General features: G+C 41.7%; 13 protein-coding genes and 1 riboswitch. Of the genes, 8 read left to right on the forward strand and 5 right to left on the reverse strand.

Annotation, left to right across the window (positions count from 1 at the left end; genetic code table 11):
* Positions 1–47: 47 nt before the first annotated feature.
* Both DBR32_RS01205 and fusA read left to right on the forward strand, forming a co-directional pair.
* Positions 48–2,318, forward strand: coding sequence for a T9SS type A sorting domain-containing protein (locus tag DBR32_RS01205; RefSeq protein ID WP_124634461.1), 2,271 nt, complete (start codon positions 48–50; stop codon positions 2,316–2,318).
* Between the two features lie 172 nt (positions 2,319–2,490).
* On the forward strand, positions 2,491–4,644 hold the full coding sequence (gene fusA / locus DBR32_RS01210; protein WP_124634462.1) for an elongation factor G: 2,154 nt from the start codon (positions 2,491–2,493) through the stop codon (positions 4,642–4,644).
* Between the two features lie 88 nt (positions 4,645–4,732).
* On the opposite strand, the gene DBR32_RS01215 is transcribed toward fusA, so the two are convergent.
* From DBR32_RS01215 to DBR32_RS01235, 5 genes are all read right to left on the reverse strand, one after another.
* Positions 4,733–5,980, reverse strand: coding sequence for a homoserine dehydrogenase (locus DBR32_RS01215; RefSeq protein ID WP_233559629.1), 1,248 nt, complete (start codon positions 5,978–5,980; stop codon positions 4,733–4,735).
* 99 nt (positions 5,981–6,079) lie between these two features.
* Positions 6,080–7,270, reverse strand: coding sequence for a PLP-dependent aspartate aminotransferase family protein (locus DBR32_RS01220; protein ID WP_199724283.1), 1,191 nt, complete (start codon positions 7,268–7,270; stop codon positions 6,080–6,082).
* 140 nt (positions 7,271–7,410) lie between these two features.
* Positions 7,411–7,522: riboswitch (SAM riboswitch) on the reverse strand.
* A 314-nt stretch (positions 7,523–7,836) separates the two neighbouring features.
* The gene (locus tag DBR32_RS01225) at positions 7,837–9,972 is read right to left on the reverse strand and encodes a gliding motility-associated C-terminal domain-containing protein (RefSeq protein ID WP_124634464.1); all 2,136 of its coding nucleotides are present in this window, start codon (positions 9,970–9,972) and stop codon (positions 7,837–7,839) included.
* 161 nt (positions 9,973–10,133) lie between these two features.
* The gene (locus tag DBR32_RS01230) at positions 10,134–10,721 is read right to left on the reverse strand and encodes a 50S ribosomal protein L25 (RefSeq protein ID WP_124634465.1); all 588 of its coding nucleotides are present in this window, start codon (positions 10,719–10,721) and stop codon (positions 10,134–10,136) included.
* 141 nt (positions 10,722–10,862) lie between these two features.
* A complete protein-coding gene (locus DBR32_RS01235) occupies positions 10,863–11,810 on the reverse strand; it encodes a ribose-phosphate pyrophosphokinase (RefSeq protein WP_124634466.1) in 948 nt (315 codons plus the stop codon).
* A 164-nt stretch (positions 11,811–11,974) separates the two neighbouring features.
* Here DBR32_RS01235 and DBR32_RS01240 point away from each other — a divergent pair, with 164 nt between their 5' ends.
* The 6 genes from DBR32_RS01240 to ccsA all read left to right on the forward strand — a co-directional run bounded on the left by DBR32_RS01240 (position 11,975) and on the right by ccsA (position 19,082).
* A complete protein-coding gene (locus DBR32_RS01240; RefSeq protein ID WP_124634467.1) occupies positions 11,975–12,589 on the forward strand; it encodes a hypothetical protein in 615 nt (204 codons plus the stop codon).
* A 5-nt stretch (positions 12,590–12,594) separates the two neighbouring features.
* Positions 12,595–13,134: a hypothetical protein gene (locus tag DBR32_RS01245; RefSeq protein WP_124634468.1), complete on the forward strand. Its 540-nt coding sequence runs from the start codon at positions 12,595–12,597 to the stop codon at positions 13,132–13,134.
* Positions 13,135–13,213: 79 nt separating this feature from the next.
* Positions 13,214–13,732, forward strand: coding sequence for a ferritin (locus DBR32_RS01250; protein ID WP_124634469.1), 519 nt, complete (start codon positions 13,214–13,216; stop codon positions 13,730–13,732).
* Positions 13,733–13,823: 91 nt separating this feature from the next.
* Positions 13,824–16,061 carry a helix-turn-helix domain-containing protein gene (locus tag DBR32_RS01255; RefSeq protein ID WP_124634470.1) on the forward strand — a complete coding sequence of 746 codons (2,238 nt, stop codon included), beginning with the start codon at positions 13,824–13,826 and terminating at the stop codon, positions 16,059–16,061.
* A 123-nt stretch (positions 16,062–16,184) separates the two neighbouring features.
* Entirely contained in the window at positions 16,185–16,586 is a 402-nt protein-coding gene (locus DBR32_RS01260) for a cytochrome c maturation protein CcmE (protein ID WP_124634471.1), read from the forward strand.
* Positions 16,587–16,616: 30 nt separating this feature from the next.
* Complete coding sequence (gene ccsA / locus DBR32_RS01265; protein ID WP_124634472.1) at positions 16,617–19,082, forward strand: cytochrome c biogenesis protein CcsA; 2,466 nt, start codon at positions 16,617–16,619, stop codon at positions 19,080–19,082.
* The last annotated feature ends 32 nt before the right edge of the window (positions 19,083–19,114 follow it).

Raw genomic sequence — 19,114 nt, forward strand, 5'->3', positions numbered from 1 at the left:
AAGAGCACATACAGATATAAACCAATCTAATTCAAAAAATTATCCCTATGAAAAAGAATCTATGTAACATTTTATTGGTAGTACTCTCCTGCTTCCTGGCAAACAGTAGCTACGCACAAATGTATGCTGTGCCCGATCCAAATTTCAAAACAAAACTTATTGCGCTGGGATATAGTAGTTGCTTTAATACCGCTATGGATTCTCTTAACAGCAATTGCATCAATATTCAGAATACAGTTGAGTTGAATTTAAGCAATGCCAATATCAGTAATTTAGCCGGAATACAAGCATTTGAAAATCTTATTTTCCTGAATGTTTCCCATAACAATTTAAGCAACATACCGGTCTTAAATAGTCCGGATTTAATGGGTTTAGATGCCACTTATAATAACCTAAGCAGTGTGGGCACCTTACCGGACAGCCTGCAAATATTACATCTTGATTACAACCCTATAGTTAATCTACCGGTATTAAGCAACAGCTTAGTGACATTAGGGCTGGAACATACTAATGTAGCCGTTTTACCCAATCCTTTGCCCCCTTCCCTGCAGGCATTGGTTATTAAAAATACAGCTATCAGCACCTTACCGGCATTACCCAACAGTCTGGGCATCTTAAGGTGTGACAGCACGACAATAGCCGTTATCCCCAATATGCCCGGCACGATGAACCATTTATCCTGCCGGAATACCAATATCAGCAGCATTCCGGATCTACCGGGTGGTACGTCCTATTTAGATGTGTATAATACAAATGTCAGCTGTCTGCCGCTAAGGCTTTCCCTTACTCAGCCTAATGCGACACAGATTATTTGCGACACCAGTATCATTCATTGTAAGCCCATGGCCGATTATAACATTTTTAGCGGCAGTACCAATATATTTGTACCCACCTTTCCCTATTGCGGCACAGGTACCTACACGCAATGCCCAGTAGGATTCAATATCGTGGGAGCGGTGTTTTATGATAGCACGAATCTCTGCACTTTCGACAATAGCGATGGTGTTATTGCCAATGCTAAAGTATTATTGCTGGATGCAGCCGGCAATGTACTGAACTATACATTTACCAATACGCAGGGCCAATATATGTTTAATACAACCGCTTATGGCACCTATACCTTAAGAGTAGATACTGCCGCTTTAGCGATCGGCACCAGTTGTGCGGCATATCAATCGCTAAGCTCCATTATTTCTGCTGCGGATTCTATCGACATAAATATGAATTTCGGATTACGTTGTAATGGGAACACCAATGATAAAATAAGTTACGGAACAGCTGTAAACGGGGTTCATTTTCCGGGCGATACCATTTCGGTAAAAGCATTGATCGGTCAGCTTGGTCTTTGCAATCCTAATACTGGCGGAATCGTAAAATTGATCAAAAGCGGCAGTGCCCAAATCCTGGGGATTGCACCTACTGCCCTCACACCGGCATTCATCAACAACGATAGCGTCATATGGAATGTTCCCGATTTTAATACCATTGATTTCTCAACAGCCTTTAAAGTATTGGCGCGTACAAACACCAATGCCGGTATAGGAACACAGGTATGCTACCAGACACAGGTCAGTACAACGTTGCCGGAAACCAGCTACAGCAATAATATCTTCAATTCCTGCTATAATGTTGTCAATTCACATGACCCGAATGACAAAAATGTACAGCCAAAAGGCAATGTAAGCCCCGATAACCAATGGCTGGTATATACCATCCGGTTTCAGAATACCGGCAATGCTCCGGCCAGAAATATCAATATTAAGGATACTATTTCTACTAATGTGGATATTAATACACTGGAAGTACTGGATTTTAGCTTCAAACCTGTGGTCGAAGTCAGCGTTCCGAACAGAGCCGTACGTTTTGGCTTCAATGCCATCCATCTACCGGATAGTTTTAGCAACGAACCGATGAGTCATGGATATGTTACTTACCGGATCAAACAATCTGGCAATCTGGCTGCCGGAGCAACGATTAAAAATACCGCCCATATTTATTTCGACTACAACAGTCCCATTACCACGAATACTGCGATTACAACCATCGAAATCCCGAGCAGGATCAAAGAGGTAACCCGAGACCAATCCTTACAGGTGTACCCCAATCCTGTAGCGCAGCAATTTATACTAACGATTGATGGTAAAAGGGTATCGGATGGCCGTGTGGCTTTGTATGATGTGACGGGCAAGCAAGTCTTCAATCAATCCCTTAGGGCCACGACAGCCATTAATATTGGCCATTTACCAGCGGGAAACTATCTACTGCATTACATTAATCAACAAGGAGAAACACTTAGCTTTAAGATTGCAAAAAAATAAACATCAATACAATTTCAGCAAGACAAAAGCGGCCAATATCCGGCCGCTTTTGTCGTATGTAATGGGCAGCCCGAGCCCAAATCGCATAATAAAATAATATTTTCTCATATAAATAGTAAATAGTACCTTTGCAGCCAAAATTATATCAAATAAATTATTAATTTAAACTGTTATGGCAGATTTACGCTTACAGCGCAACTTTGGTATTGCCGCACACATTGATGCCGGTAAAACCACAACTACAGAACGTATTTTATATTACACTGGTGTAAACCACAAAATTGGTGAAGTACACGAAGGTGGTGCAACCATGGACTGGATGGCACAAGAACAAGAGCGTGGTATTACGATTACATCAGCTGCTACGACTTGTTTCTGGAACTTTCCTACCATTCAAGGTAAAGCGATTCCTGAATCTAAAAAATACAAATTCAACATTATTGATACTCCGGGTCACGTGGATTTCACCATCGAGGTAGAGCGTTCTATGCGCGTACTGGATGGCCTGGTAGCTTTATTTTCTGCGGTTGATGGTGTAGAGCCTCAATCTGAAACTGTATGGCGTCAAGCAAACCGTTACAAAGTACCACGTGTAGGGTTTGTAAACAAAATGGATCGTATTGGTGCGGACTTCCTGATGGTTGTTCAACAAGTTCGTGATATGCTTGGTGCAAAAGCTGTTCCATTGCAATTACCTATTGGCGCTGAAGATGATTTCAAAGGTGTTATTGATTTGATTACCATGAAATCTCTTGTATGGGATGATTCTACTCAAGGTATGACTTATGTTGAAGGCGAAATTCCTGCTGATATGCAAGAAGAAGCACAACAATATCGTGCTGAATTAGTAGAAGCAGTTGCCGATTATGATGAGAAATTATTAGAAAAATTCTTTGAAGATCCTAACTCTATTACAGAAGACGAAATTCATGAAGCCGTTCGTAAAGCTACGCTTGATTTAAGTATCATTCCAATGCTTTGTGGTTCTTCTTATAAAAACAAAGGTGTTCAAAAAATGTTGGATTGCGTTATTCGCTACCTGCCCTCTCCATTGGATGTAGACGCGGTAACGGGTACTGATCCTGATGACGCTGAAAACGTTTTAGTACGTAAGCCTGATGCGAAAGAACCATTTGCAGCTTTGGCGTTCAAGATCATGACCGATCCATTCGTAGGTCGTTTAGCGTTCTTCCGCGTATATTCCGGTCATTTGGATGCAGGTTCTTACGTATTAAATGTACGTTCCGGTAAAAATGAGCGTATCTCCCGTATCATGCAAATGCATGCCAATAAACAAAACCCAATCGATTTTATCGAAGCAGGTGATATTGGGGCAGCTGTAGGATTTAAGGATATCAAAACAGGTGATACTTTGTGTGATGAAAAACACCCTATTGTATTAGAAAACATGTTTATCCCTGAATCTGTTATCTCTATCGCTATTGAGCCTAAAACTCAGGCCGATGTAGATAAAATGGGTATGGCAATCGCTAAATTAGTAGAAGAAGATCCTACACTTCGTGTAAAAACAGACGAAGATACTGGTCAAACAGTATTGAGTGGTATGGGTGAATTACACTTGGAAATCATCGTTGACCGTATGCGTCGCGAGTTTAAAGTGGAAGTAAACCAAGGTGCACCTCAGGTAGCTTATAAAGAAGCATTTACCATGCAACTTTCTCACCGTGAAGTATTCAAAAAACAATCTGGTGGTCGTGGTAAATTTGCCGATATTCAATTCGAAATCGGACCTGCTGAAGAAGCTTTCTTAGCAGAAGGAAAAGGTCGTTTCCAATTTATCAATGATATCTTTGGTGGATCTATTCCAAAAGAATTTATACCTGCGATTCAAAAAGGTTTTGAATCTTGTATGACTTCTGGTGTATTAGCTGGTTTCCCGGTAGAACACATGCGTGTAAGAATCTTTGACGGATCTTTCCACCAAGTGGATTCTGACTCTATGTCTTTCGAATTGTGTGCTAAGCAAGGTTACCGTGAAGCGGGCCGTATGGCAAAACCAATCGTACTGGAGCCAATCATGAAAGTAGAAGTATTAACTCCAGACCAATACATGGGTGATGTAACAGGTGATTTGAACCGTCGTCGTGCTATGTTAGAAGGTATGGATACCCGTAATAACTTACAAGTAATCAAAGCAAAAGTTCCATTGAGCGAAATGTTTGGTTATGTAACACAATTACGTTCTTTGTCTTCTGGTCGTGCCTCTTCAACAATGGAGTTCAGCCACTATGCGCAAGCGCCTAGAAACGTAGAAGAAGAAGTTGTAGCAAAAGCAAAAGGCCGTAAGACTTCTTCTGAAGATTAATCTTAGCCTTCTTATTATAAAAAAATACGCTGCCCTTTTGGGTAGCGTATTTTTTTGCTTTTGATAAGGTATCTGTGGTATCCTCAACCTATAGCTTTTCGAGTACAGAAGCCGATTGATCCCATACCAATTCAGGGTTGTACAATACTTCTTCACCAATCGCGATTACCGAAATACTCTTATCATAAAACCATTCTGCATTGTGTAATACATCCAGGTTAATAATACCCACTATATAATTGCGGGTATTGCTTTTAAAGACCTGCTCAATTTCTGCAAACTCCTCTTTATCTATCGTATCCCAGGATTCAAAACTGACATATACTTTTAGAAAAATCTCGTTAGTTAACACATTTGCAATACCCAGTTCCGATTTCTTATACTCATATCTGTACTCATAACGTAAGGCCGCAATATCACTCAATACGGCAGAGGAAGTCGGATAACGACCCGCACCTTTACCATATAGGAACTGCTCATCTGCCAGTTTACTACCGATCAATACCCCGTTAAACTCATTACGTACATTATATAGTTGGCTATCCTTTGCTACAAAAGTGGGTAACACAAAGGCTGCAACCTTACCCTGGTCTACCTGCACCGATTGCGCTACCAGTTTGATCTGATAACCTTTCTCATTGGCAAATTGAATGTCCCGCTCGTTGATATGAGTGATGCCATTATATAAAATATCTTCCGGAATCTCATTAATCCCATAAGCATGCTTCAGGATAATTGTCAATTTATTCACCGCATCAATACCCTCCACATCTAAAGTAGGGTCACTTTCCGCGAAGCCTAACTCCTGAGCCTGTTGCAACGCAAGCTCATAAGAGAGCTGCTCTTCTTTCATCTTGGTAAGAATATAATTGGTAGAGCCATTAATAATACCGGAGACAGAAGACAAAAGATCATTATCATAATACTCTTCTAAATTCCTAATGATAGGCACACTACCACAGACCGCTGCTTCGTATAATAAAGAAACCCCGTGTTCGTCCCGCAGGGCCACCAATTCTTCCAAATGATTGGCTAATAATTTTTTATTAGCAGAAACTACCGATTTTTTTTGCTTTAATGCTTTCGTTACAATATGATAGGCGGCTTCCGCATCATCAATCAATTCCACGATTACATTGATCTCTTCATCGGCCAGCAGCTCATCGGCTTCCGTAGTAAACAGCTCCGCAGGTGCATTACGCACTTTATCAATATGCTTGATACAAATCTTTTTTACCGTGGCATTCAGTGATTTGGTATCCTGCAACACTTTATATATCCCCTCTCCGACGACGCCAAAGCCAAAGAGTCCTATGGTTAATTTTGGATTACTCATGATCTATTCAAATAAATTTTATGATTGAAAAAGAATGTCATCATTCAGAACGACGCATTCATATATTGGGGGTAGACCTACTGCTGCAGGACTAGTGCCTTATACAGCACCCTGCCCTACTAAATTAGTTGCAGTAGCCGCAACAACCTGGTCTATCGCAGTTTTCAGGTCATCGATCAAGTCTTCGGCATCTTCAATACCACAGCTGATCCGAATTAAAGAATCGACCACACCTGACTGTAAACGCTTTTCACGCGGGATAGATTTATGGGTCATCTGTGGCGGAGAACAGATCAGGCTTTTAACGCCACCCAAACTTTCTGCCAGTTTGAAATACTGTGTGTTCGTAACCAAAACATTGGCCGCTGCTTCTGTATCTTCTTTTAAGGTAAAAGAGATGACACCGCCATACAAACCATTCTGCTGTACTTTTGCGATTTCGTGGTTTTTATGTGAGGCCAAGCCCGGATAATATACCTTATCCACCGCTTCATTTTCGGCTAAGAATTCGGCTACTTTTTGTGCGGTTTCGCATTGGCGCTGTACCCTTAATGTCAGGGTTTCAATACCTCTGATCAAGAGCCAGCAATCATTAGGGCCTAAGATGCCCCCGGAAGCATTTTGAATGAATTTTACTTTTTCAGCCAATTCATTATCGTTGACGACCACCAGCCCTGCCACCAGGTCAGAATGACCACCTAAATATTTGGTACCACTGTGGATAATGATATCCGCACCCAGAGTAAAGGGTTGTTGTGCAACAGGAGAGGCAAAGGTATTGTCCACCACAACTAAAGCATTAAAAGGCTTAGCGATATCGGCAATTCTTTGAATATCCGAGACCTTTAGTGTAGGATTGGTAGGAGATTCCAACCAGATAAACCTTGTTTTTTCATTGATCAGTTCAATTACATTTTCGGCATCGGTAGTATCTACATAATGCACCTTGATTCCGAATTTTGCATACACATGCGTAAACAAGCGATAGGCCCCTCCGTAAATATCATCTACTGCAATGATCTCATCCCCAGCGGTCAGCAATTTAAGTACGGCATCAATAGCCGCAAGACCTGTTGCGAACGCATAAGCATGGGTGCCGCCTTCCAAGGTAGCCACTAAGCTTTCCAATGCAGCACGGGTCGGGTTGTTAGAACGGGCATAGTCATAACCTTTATGCACACCAGGCGCGTCCTGCACAAAAGTAGCCGTTTGATAAATAGGCACCGAGATAGAGCCGGTTAAAGGATCGACGGGAAGAGAATGAATGATTTTTGTGGTGTTAATACCCATTGTGATTTATTTTTTAAGTTTAAAAAAAATTAAATCACTTATGCAGTGTACTCACAGGTTCGCTTTAATAAAAAAAGCTCCCCTGATAGTCAGAAGAGCTTTTCAATATCGTACGTTATATCGTTGGCTTGTTGTTTCTGAACTTATCGTTCTTGCATTCCTGCAAGTTGGAGTTGGCACCTTACTTCACTTTCGCGAAGCAGGTTGTCAAGGTGTCGTCGGGCCATATCCCTCTACCTTTCTGAATAAGTAATCGTTTTAAAGAACTGATGCAAAGATAATGTGATAAATTTTACATTTCCAAAAAAAATATTTTTTCTTCTTTCAAAGCACCCTAAAACAAGAAGCAGATAAACCGCCAATATTATACTTAAATTAATGATAAACAGCAATATAACATGTACCTTACAAGCACGCAAATGAGTCAAAACTTTATTGTCCAGCCCGCCTTTATTACTCTAAAAGTTATCCTTAAAAGACAAAAAGTACATAAAAAAACAGCTTGAGCAAACACTCAAGCTGTCCTGATTTTATAATTAATGACGATCCTTTTACATGAGCTTAGCCTATCTGACCAGGGTCACATTCCCGGTTTTGGAGAATCGCTTACCTTCATGCGTAATAGCCATGATCTGGTACACATATACACCGGCGGCTTGTGCCGTACCCTTGAAAGTACCATCCCAGCCGCGATAGATATCGCTAGTCTCAAATACCTTCTGTCCCCAGCGATTATACACTGCAAATGTTTCCAGTGCCGCCAGGCCCCTAATACTGACCTTAAATTGAGCATTGTTTGGATTAAATGCATTAGGCATATCCAGTACGGTCTCTTTCACCAGAAAATCGACGGAATCAGTAACAGAACAACCATATTCGGTACGGGCGGTTACAAAATAACGGGTATCCACCTCTGGTTTTACCATAGGATTACTAATCAGATTATTACTCAGACCCGAGTTAGGGAACCACTGAAAATAAGTAGCATTCGTACCCGGTTGCATATAATAAGTTTCACCGGGATAGAGGTTTACAAAATCCGGCAGTTCCAGTACAGCAGCAGGATGGACTGTAATATCGACTACCTGTGTATCGGTACAACCTTTATTGCTGGTGCCAATCAGGGTATATACAGTGCTGACTTCAGTCCTGGCCACTGGATTGGCAATATGCGCATCGCTTAAGTATAATTCCGGGGACCAATGATAAGTGCTGGCACCACTGGCAGACAGCTGTATGGTATCGCCGGGACAGATACCCGAATCGATAATAGGTACCTGCAGGAAATCTCCGGGATTGACAATGACATTTACCGTATCGGAGAGGTTACAGGATACATTATTCACCGTATTGGTTACCGTAAGTACATAGCTCCGGCTCAAATCGGCTACAAACCATACATTGGGATCTGTAGTACTGTTCAGATTAGTCGCCGGATACCAGTTGTAGGTATAGTTATTGCTATAGGGCAGCGTATTCGATTCCAGCGCTACGGTATCATACTGGCAGGCGATGATCGTATCGTGCATCAGGATCTGCCCGGGGCTCTGTGCTACCGTAAGGTCAAGTGTTACCAGTGTATCACAGGTTCTGCCCGTTGCCGCAATAATCGTATCATAGATACCGGTAGTATTCAGTATCCTGCCGTAGAAATCGAATGTAGTGCCAGAGCAGATGGTCTCATACAAGAAGACCTTGGGTATGGAATCAATATATATTTTTGAGGTATCACTGATCCCGATACAATTTGAATTAGCGGTAGTACCGGTACCACCCGTCAGGTAACGGATCAGGTATTGACCCAAAGCCATACCATTGGTACTAAAAGTATAATTCGGGCTTGGAGAGGCCGCTCCGGCATTGATCCAGGTCACCCCACCGTCATTACTATATTGCCACTGGTATTCCGCTGGATTATAGGGACTGTTAATCACATTGGCGTGCATGTTTACATTCGTATTAGAACAGGTAAGGGTATCCAGCTTGGGCAATACTTGCGATATAGGCACACAGGGCTGCACTGTAATATCGTCAAGCGCGAGATCATTACCACATCCCGAACCGACAGAATTATTGATCAGTTGCAGTTTTACAGAAGGATTGGCCGCATTACTGAACACAATAGAATATTCATGCCAGGCGCTATCCAAAGGCACATTACCGGTATTAGAAGTACTGATGATAGCATTGGTCACCGGATCTACTACCCTGAGTGTAATATTGGGATATTGTGTACTGGCGCCACAGGTGCTGGTTAATACCAGCCCGGAGTTTACATTCAGTACCCATACAGAAAGCTTCAATGTCGTATTAGGACACAGATCGTTCATGGTATATTCAAAAAAAACAGTCGCCGCCGTTGATGGTGCATTAACCAGGAGCATCAGCCCGTTTGTATTACCGGTATGATCGGTTTTACTGATCCAGTTGGCACCTTGTCCGCTTACATTGGGATTCTTAGCCAAACCAGAATACCCATCACTTAGGCTTCCTCCGGGCGGGCCCGCAACCCCGACAAAGGTAGTAGAAGTACTGGCACCGGGTGCATAAGTGGCCAGAGGGCCATACCAAGTATCAGTGGCATTGCCGGTTCCGAAAGTTTGATTAACTAGGTATTGCCCCCAGTACCCGTTACACACGGGTTGGCAATACGCTACAATACTAATAAGTAAAAGAGTGAGCGAAAAAAACAACTTCTTCATGGTACAATATATACCCCTAAAAGTATATATTTTTTTGATGATTTTTAACTTATTCAATACTTTTCTATATTGAACAGACGCGCAGAGGGTTACATAGAGAATCTCTCATGAAAAAAAGGCACCGGATTCGGTGCCTTTCTGATTTCATTAATCTGAAATAATTATTTTTTACCTGTTTTTGCCGCTTCGGTTTCTGCCTGACGCAATGCACGGGTCATTACTACAGAAGCTACCGGTTGACGACCAGACATCATAATCTCCATATTGTCTGCCTTAATATCTTCAACACGTAAATTACCATTCAACTCAAGGTTTGTTAAGTCTACTTTGATTCCTTCTGCTAAAAATTTAGGAAGTGTACGTACTTTTACTTTTTTCAAACGTAATTGTAAACGTCCACCTTCTTTTACCCCTACAGGTTGTCCTTCAAATACGAAAGGTAAGTTGGCAATTACTTTTTTATCTTCTACTAATTCCAAGAAATCGATGTGGTTCAAACGATCTGTTACAACATCAAACTGGATGTCTTTCAAAATCGCTTTATAGCTTTTACCATCAACTTTCAATTCAGCAATCTGAAATGCCGGTGTGTACACCAATGAACGGAAAGCCAAAGCAGGAGCATAGAAGTGAACTTCTTCTTTACCGCCATAGATGACACATAATACGTTTCCTTGACTGCGTAAATCGCGTGCTGCTTTTTTACCTGAGTCTGTTCTCAATTGTCCTTCGATAACAACTGTATTCATAATTTGTTTAATTGTACTTTTCAACGGTAAACGATATTCTGGTGAACGCTTAAAATTGAATCGTGATTTTTAAAATAAAATTTAGTTTTTTGCCCTCAGGCTTTACCAGATTTTGTTGTTAAACACCTTGTTTAAAATCGTTTAAACCAATTTTGGTTTATGCGAAAACAAACTTGTAATGGATTTGTTTTCAAAAGTATTTTTGATCGCTACTGCAAATAATTGTGCTGTAGTTAAGACTTCAATTTTATCTGATTGCTGTTTCAAGGGCATTGTATCACAAACGACCAATTTCTCTAAAACAGAATTTTCTACATTTTCATAAGCCTTACCGCTTAATACAGGATGCGTACAGAAGGCGCGAACACTTAAAGCCCCTTTCTCCATCAGGATGCTGGCCGCCTTACATAAAGTACCTGCTGTATCGCAGATATCATCTATAAGAATCACGTTCTTTCCTTTCACATCTCCGATTACCGTCATAGAACCTACTTCATTGGCCTTCTTACGGTATTTATCACAAATAACCATTTCTGCACCGAAATAGCTGGCTACCTCTCTTACGCGATTGGTACTGCCTACATCAGGCGCCGCAAAGATAAAGTTTTCTAACTTCAGGTTTTCGATATAAGGGATAAAGATTGCAGAGCTATCTAAGTGATCTACCGGAATATCAAAAAATCCTTGAATTTGCGGTGCGTGCAGGTCCATAGTCATTACACGATCCGCTCCTGCTTCAGTAAGCAGGTTAGCAATAAGCTTAGATGCGATAGACACACGTGGTCTGTCTTTACGATCCTGTCTGGCAAACCCATAATAAGGAATCACCGCAGTAATGTAACCGGCAGAAGCACGGCGTGCTGCATCGATCATCATCAACAGTTCCATTAAGTTGTCCGTAGGCGCACAGGTAGATTGTACTAAAAAAACATGGTCTCCACGTACAGACTCTTTGAATACAGGCTGAAACTCGCCATCACTGAACTTTTGAATACTTACTTCGCTAAGTTTCTTTCCCGCTGCTTTTGCTATTGCCAGAGCCAGATAATTAGATACTGTACCCGAAAAGATTTTTACTGATGATTGCATTGCTTCAATTTTTTATGAAAATCGAGTGCGAAGGTACATATATTTCTTTTAAAAAAGCAATAAAAAAGGGGAAGAATGAGGGTAATCTATAAAGATATTTCAAAAATCCCATTCCGCAAAAGAATTTCTGTTACTTTTAACCGAAATAAGTCTATTTTCATTTTGTGATCGCAATCATCAGTGGTAAAATCGTACATGCCTGGCAGGTAAACCCGAATACATGGCTGTTCAAGCTAAAACAATACTTTAATAGTTTTGGCGCGGCCCCGGTAACCTGGGAGATATTTGGCGGAAATGCTTTTTTATTAAAGGTGCGCAATCCGGCAGAAGCCTTGTGGATTGCATTTTGTATCAAGGCTATTTTCAGGCAAATCCCTTTGCTGGATATATCACTCTCTGTCACCATCGGTACAGAAGACACCGAGGGTAAAACCCTGAGAACAAGTACGGGAAACATTTATAGCCAAACCCACTGGGAAACGGAAGATCCTATTCCCAAACAAGCTCTATTTACTTTAAGCTCCCCTTCTGAACCCTTTGACCGGCAACTGAACCTCTTACTGGAGTTTGCCCTGATTAATATGAACAGCTGGTCGATGGCCGAAGCGGAGATGGCCGAACTCTGCATCGTCTTCCCGGAAAAAAACCAACAAGAGATCGCTGATTGGCTGCAAATCAAACAATCGGCTGTTAGCCAACGCAAAAAGCGGGCGCATTTTGACCTGATTCAGAAACTAAACGAATATTATAAACAACTTTTCCATCAAACCTTTGACTGATAGCTATGAAAACACATCAGGAATTATTCAACGATTTAAAACAAAAAAGCTTTTCCCTAAAAATCGAAGCGATCAAACAGCTGGAAGCCGTAGCCCTGTCCGAACCTGAAATCATCGTGGCCCACTACCCCGAGCTATTTGAACTACTCCGGTCTGATAAGCCCAAACTTAAATGGGGTGTTACGATACTGATCAGTATGACGGTACAGCTCGCGCCTGAAACGGTTTTTGAACAATTGGGTTTACTAGCGGAAGTCGCGGATGGTGAATCCGTAATTGCCAGAGATCATTATGTAAAAATACTAGCCTATTTGTCTGCCTTCAGCAATTATAAAGAAACTTGTATACCCCTACTGCTGGATGAGGTCCTGAAAAGCCCGCTCAACCAATTGCCCAGTTATGCAGAAACAGCGGCAAAAGCGATTGAAAAGGAGGATGCGCAACAGCTTTCGGCAATCATTACTGCCAGGCTACCGGAGATTTCGGATTGGCCTCCAAAAACTAAGCGGTTGGAAAAAGTCCTCAAAACCTTAAAAATAAAGTAAATTACATTTTGACCATTTTTAAACATTTTTACGATTAGAAATGCTGTAATTTTGTAGGAAACAAAAAACAAAGAAACTTATGTTATCACAAGTAATACAAGACGCACTTAACAAGCAAGTTGCTATGGAAGCAGCTTCTTCTCAAGCATATTTAGCCATGGCCAGCTGGGCAGAGATCCAACCGGGCTTAGATGGTGTCACCAATTTTTTCTATCAGCAAAGCGATGAAGAGCGGGTACACATGTTGAAACTGATCCGTTTTATCAATGAACGTGGCGGTTTTGCAATCGTACCGCATTTGGACCAGCCTAACATTACCTTCCAATCATTACAAAGGGTATTTGAGGATTTCCTGAAACACGAAATAGCCGTATCGGAAAGCATTAATGACCTGGTTGGCCTTGCCCTACAGGAAAGAGATTTCTCTACGCATAATTTCTTACAATGGTATGTAACCGAGCAACTGGAAGAAGAAGCTTTGGCACGTACCCTGAACGATAAATTGGAATTGGTCGGTGATGACAAAGGTGGTATCTATCTTTTTGACAAAGACATTCTGCTGTTCAGAGGAGCGGTGAGTAAAGACGCCGGACAATAACATTTTCAGTATTAAAATCAGTTTAGATGTCAGGGTACAATTAAAGGTACACTGACATCTTTTTTCGTATCGACAGACAAGCTACATATACATGATGGAGGTAAATAGTATTTTTGAGAAGGCCGTATCGTTTGTGAACCAGACCAACCAACCGATTTTCTTAACCGGGAAGGCAGGAACGGGTAAAACAACGTTTCTGCGGCACATCAAATCCCATAGCCATAAACGCATGGCCGTCATCGCGCCAACGGGCGTGGCAGCCATCAATGCGGGTGGCACTACCATTCACTCCTTTTTCAACCTGCCTTTCGGTACGTACATCCCCACTACCAAAACGGTTTGGGGCGGTGCTTATGCCAATGTCTACAATAAGCACCAGTTATTTGCCAAAGCAAAGCTGAACAGTATTAAAAGAGATGTGATCAAAGGGTTGGACACCCTGATAATCGATGAAATCTCGATGGTGCGCGCCGATACGCTGGACGCCATTGATGCTTTGCTCAGAATGGTGCGCTACAAACCCAATACGCCTTTTGGCGGCGTACAGATGATCTTTATCGGAGATATGTTTCAACTGCCTCCGGTAGTGAAAGATGAGGATTGGGAACAATTAAAAGAAGTGTATAACTCACCCTTCTTTTTCGATGCACAAGTGATGCAGGAAGCAGAACCGGTCTATATCGAACTAAAGAAAATATATCGTCAGCGCGACGATATGTTTATCAAGATATTGAATAATGTACGGAACAATACTTGTAATGAAGAAGACTTAGAAATCCTGAATGAACATTATGATCCGTATTTTATTCCGGATGCGCATTCTGAATATATTACCCTGACAACGCATAATTACAAAGCAGATGAGATCAATCAGAATGCTTTGGAACAATTAATGTCCGAGCCGGTGGTTTTTGAAGCGAAAATAAGTGGAGAGTTTCCACCGAATGCCTATCCTGTAGAGGAGCAACTGGTGCTCAAAACGGGTGCCCAGATCATGTTCATCAAGAATGACAAAGGGGAAAGCAGGCGCTATTACAATGGTAAGATTGGCACGATCGAAGCGATAAACCCTATAGAAAAACAGATCACCGTGCGGTTTGCCAGTGAGCCCGATCCGCTCGTGCTGGAAGCTGAGACCTGGAAAAATATAAAATATGATTTCGATAAAGATAATGATGAGATCAAAGAATTAGAATTGGGAACCTATACCCAATACCCGGTGCGTTTAGCCTGGGCTGTAACCATCCACAAAAGCCAGGGGCTTACTTTTGAAAAGGCAATCGTGGATGCCGGCCAATCTTTTGCTGCAGGACAGGTATATGTGGCGCTCAGCCGGCTGACGAAGCTGGATGGATTGGTCTTAAAATCGAAAATCACCCCGGCCAGTATCAATACTGACCCCAGAATTATTGACTTTGCGAAAAATGAAAGTTCGGAGCAGGCGCTGGAAAACCAGCTACTGATGAGCCAGCAGATTTTTGCGGAACAAGCCATTGCACAGGCATTCGACTTTGCAGAAGTATATGATTTGTGGCTGGACTTTACCAAAGATATGCTCAAAAGATCGATCCCTGAAAAAGAAGCCGCCTCTGCCTTTGCCGTACAAAGTTTGGAACAGATCAAAGCTATGGAGCAAACGGGCAAGAAATTTGAGCCGCTGATCCTTTCTATTCTCAACCAAAGTGACCCCGAAAAATACAATACCTTAAATGAGCGGGTACAGGCCGGCTCTTCCTGGTACCTGAATATACTGACACAAGTCAATACAGAAATCCAAAACCATATCGAAACCTATAGGATTAAGCAGAAGACCAAAAAATATATCGGAGAAGTAAAGGAACAACTGCAGGGCTTAGAACGCAAAAAAATACAGATAGAACAAGCGGCAGCAGTCGCTATGGGCTTATCTGCCCGGATCGATATGCATATGGTGATGCAAGAAGTCAATAAAATGTTTGCCCCGGTACCGATCGTGCTCAGCGAAGCGGAAGACAAACAGGCCGACAAGGAGCCTAAACCAGAAAAAGGACAGTCTAAGATCATTAGCCTGGAATTATTTGGCCAGGGTATGTCGATCGAGAAAATCGCAGAAACCCGCAATATGAGTGTCAATACAATATTTGCCCACCTTGCAGATGCTGTAGCCGCCGGCAGCCTGGATGCCTCAAAACTTATCCCGGAAAAGAAATTAAATATCGTTATGGAGATAATCGCAGCACATCCCTATAAAACTTTAACAGAACTTAAAGAGCTCTTAGGAGCAGATTTCAGCTTCAATGACCTTAAAGTCGGCAAGGCAAAAGAGGCGTTTAACATACAAAAACAATAACTTAAGCAGCCATTTGTCATAATATTGTCATGTAAAATCAAGCGGAGCAGAAATCAATAGAAAATGCTAAAGACTACCTGAATTGAGTTAATTTTGCAGAAATTTATTAACTCAGGTTTTATAATGAAAAAGTCAAGCATTATTGTTTTAGTATTGATTGCGGTTGCCATCGGAGTGATTGTTTCTTCTTTTGGCAGTTTCAGTACCTACGAGACGTTCGCATCCGCCGCAGAGAAGCCCGGCAATACCTTTGTGGTTATGGGCACTTTAGACAAAAGTAAAGACATGGAATACAATCCAAAAGCAGATGCCAATCGCTTTATATTCTATGCTAAAGATCAAAAAGGAGCTCCTTTGCGTGTGGTCTTTAATGGCACAAAACCGCAGGATTTTGAAAGATCGGAACAATTAGTGATGACAGGTTTTGTAAAAGACAATGAATTTCACTGTGAAAAAATACAGATGAAATGTCCGTCCAAATACGAAAATGATCAAATCGTAGTGGCCGATAAAAAACAAGCCTAACCTTTTTCTCTTACTATACAACCATTCGTTTTGGAACAAACATTTACTGGAGAGCATTTATTGCCTGGTCAGATCGGGCAATTCTTGTTAGTTTTTTCATTTATTGCGTCCCTATTCTCTTTATTTAGTTATCTGCAAGTAGCTAAATTCGAAACTACCAAACCTGACCTGAGCCTGAGCTGGCTCAAACTATCCCGCCTTGGTTTTGTCTTACATGCTTTTGCCATCATCGGTATTTTCGTTACCTTATTTTATATTATCCAAAGCCATTTATTTGAGTACCATTATGCCTGGAAACACAGTTCCACTGGGCTTAAAGCCAAATACCTGCTGGCCTGTTTCTGGGAAGGTTCCGAAGGTAGTTTCCTGCTATGGACTTTCTGGCATGCAATATTGGGCTTTTTCGTAATTGCCAAAGGCCGCCAATGGGAAAGCCGTGTGATGGTAGTGGTCTTATTTGTACAAGCGATCTTATGCACGCTTCAGTTGGGTATTTATTTTGGAGACACTAAAATAGGTGCCTCTGCCTTTACTTTATTGCGTAATGAGATGCAAGGTGCACCCATCTTCCAACAAGCCAATTATCTCGAATTTATTAAAGATGGTAGTGGCTTAAATCCTTTATTACAGAACTATTGGATGGTGATTCACCCGCCGATACTTTTCCTGGGTTTTGCCTTAACCTTATTTCCTTTTGCATATGCCATTGCGGCTTTATGGAAAGGCGAGTATAAAACCTGGGTCAATCCCGCTTTACGCTGGACATTGGCTACGGGGGCTATTTTAGGAACCGGTATTATGATGGGTGGTGCCTGGGCCTACGAGAGTTTGACTTTCGGTGGTTATTGGGCATGGGATCCTGTAGAGAATGCTTCTCTAGTACCTTGGTTGATCGTTATTTCGGCAATCCATACCCTGATTATTTATAAAAGTACAGGGCGCTCTTTAAAGATCACGCTGGTATTCTTTATCCTGCAATATATTTTGATCTGGTATTCGACCTTCCTGACCCGTACGGGCATTTTGGGCGATACCTCGGTACATGCTTTTACCGGCGAAGGGGCTTCCATGAAATGGCATTTACTGATCGCCATTATTTTGCTACTGCTTTGGGGTATTATCTTATTGGCGAAACAATGGCGTAAAATGCCGCGTATTGCCGGTGAAGAGGAAACCAGCAGTCGTGAGTTTTGGATGCTGATTGGGTCTATCGTACTCCTTATCAGCTCTATGCAGATCATTTTTGCCACCTCGCTTCCGGTTTGGGCACCTTTATACAAAAGTATTTTTGGCAGCGATGTTGCGCCGCCAACGAACAGGGAAGCTTATTACAATAATATCCAGGTGTGGTTTGCCATTATCGTGGCCATGTTGACCGCAGCAACACAATACCTGAAGTATAAAAAATCGGGCAACCTGAAACCTTTCTGGAAGATTAACAGCATTATACTGCTGGCTTCTCTGGCCTTAAGTGTGTGGATTATCAACTGGCAAAAAATTGCGCATCTGCAGTATATGGTCTTCTTATGTGTGTCTTTATATGCACTGCTGGCCAACACTTTTTACTTAATTACCGCACAAAAAGGCAATCTAAAAAAAGCCGGTGGGTCGATTACCCATATCGGTTTCGGTATGATGCTTTTGGGTATCTTATTTTCCGCTTATAAAAAAGAGGTAATCTCTAAAGATATCAGTGGCAAAGTGATGAACTTTGGCAAGGAAACCTTTGAAGAGAATGCTCAGGAAAGCCGTAACAATGTAATGATCTACCGGAATACAGCCGTGCCAATGGGTGAATATATGGTGCGCTATCTGGGAGACAGTACAGACAACAAGAATGATCCGCCGATTACCTATTTCAGGTTACGCTTTGACAAAACGGATAAGAAAACCGGGGAAACTATTGAATCCTTTAACCTCTACCCCGACGCTTTCATAAATGCTAAAGGGCAGGATGGAATGAGTTCTAATCCTGATGCACGCCATTATTGGAACAAAGATATCTTTGTCTACATTACCTCTGCGCCAAATCCTAAAGACAAAACGGACACGAGTGCTTATCATCCTCTGGAAATTAAGAAGGGTGATAGTGTATTTGTCAGTAACGGTTATTTTGTTTTTGAAGGATTTAACCCGACCATCACGAATAAGAATTACAAAAAAGAAGCCGGTGATGTACCGGTGGGTGTAAATCTTAAGGGTTTTGATGTGAACGGTAGTATTGGTAATATTCAACCGGTATTCTACATCAGGGGTAGCCAATCAGGCACTGTTTATGACTCTTTAAGTGCCTTGGGTACTTTTATAAAAGTAGATAAAATCAATCCGGAAACAGAAACGGTTACCTTGGGCATTAAACAAAGAGCCCAACAAGATGATTATATCGTTATGAAGGCTCTGGTCTTCCCGATGATCTGGCTTTTATGGCTGGGTATCATCATTATGATCGTTGGTTTCTTTGTGAGCCTGCTGGCCAGAAGGGAAAAATCAAAATAACACTTTACTATTTATATACAAGAAGGGCCGCA

It is taken from the genome of Taibaiella sp. KBW10 (assembly GCF_003852495.1).
In the GTDB taxonomy this organism is placed as follows: Bacteria; Bacteroidota; Bacteroidia; order Chitinophagales; family Chitinophagaceae; genus Edaphocola.

Excerpts from the sequence above, each read along its gene's own strand:
- DBR32_RS01205 (WP_124634461.1), top strand. The coding sequence starts at position 48 with ATGAAAAAGAATCTATGTAACATTTTATTGGTAGTACTCTCCTGCTTC.
- fusA (WP_124634462.1), top strand. The coding sequence starts at position 2,491 with ATGGCAGATTTACGCTTACAGCGCAACTTTGGTATTGCCGCACACATT.
- DBR32_RS01215 (WP_233559629.1), bottom strand. The coding sequence starts at position 5,980 with ATGAGTAATCCAAAATTAACCATAGGACTCTTTGGCTTTGGCGTCGTC.
- DBR32_RS01220 (WP_199724283.1), bottom strand. The coding sequence starts at position 7,270 with ATGGGTATTAACACCACAAAAATCATTCATTCTCTTCCCGTCGATCCT.
- DBR32_RS01225 (WP_124634464.1), bottom strand. The coding sequence starts at position 9,972 with ATGAAGAAGTTGTTTTTTTCGCTCACTCTTTTACTTATTAGTATTGTA.
- DBR32_RS01230 (WP_124634465.1), bottom strand. The coding sequence starts at position 10,721 with ATGAATACAGTTGTTATCGAAGGACAATTGAGAACAGACTCAGGTAAA.
- DBR32_RS01235 (WP_124634466.1), bottom strand. The coding sequence starts at position 11,810 with ATGCAATCATCAGTAAAAATCTTTTCGGGTACAGTATCTAATTATCTG.
- DBR32_RS01245 (WP_124634468.1), top strand. The coding sequence starts at position 12,595 with ATGAAAACACATCAGGAATTATTCAACGATTTAAAACAAAAAAGCTTT.
- DBR32_RS01250 (WP_124634469.1), top strand. The coding sequence starts at position 13,214 with ATGTTATCACAAGTAATACAAGACGCACTTAACAAGCAAGTTGCTATG.
- DBR32_RS01255 (WP_124634470.1), top strand. The coding sequence starts at position 13,824 with ATGATGGAGGTAAATAGTATTTTTGAGAAGGCCGTATCGTTTGTGAAC.
- DBR32_RS01260 (WP_124634471.1), top strand. The coding sequence starts at position 16,185 with ATGAAAAAGTCAAGCATTATTGTTTTAGTATTGATTGCGGTTGCCATC.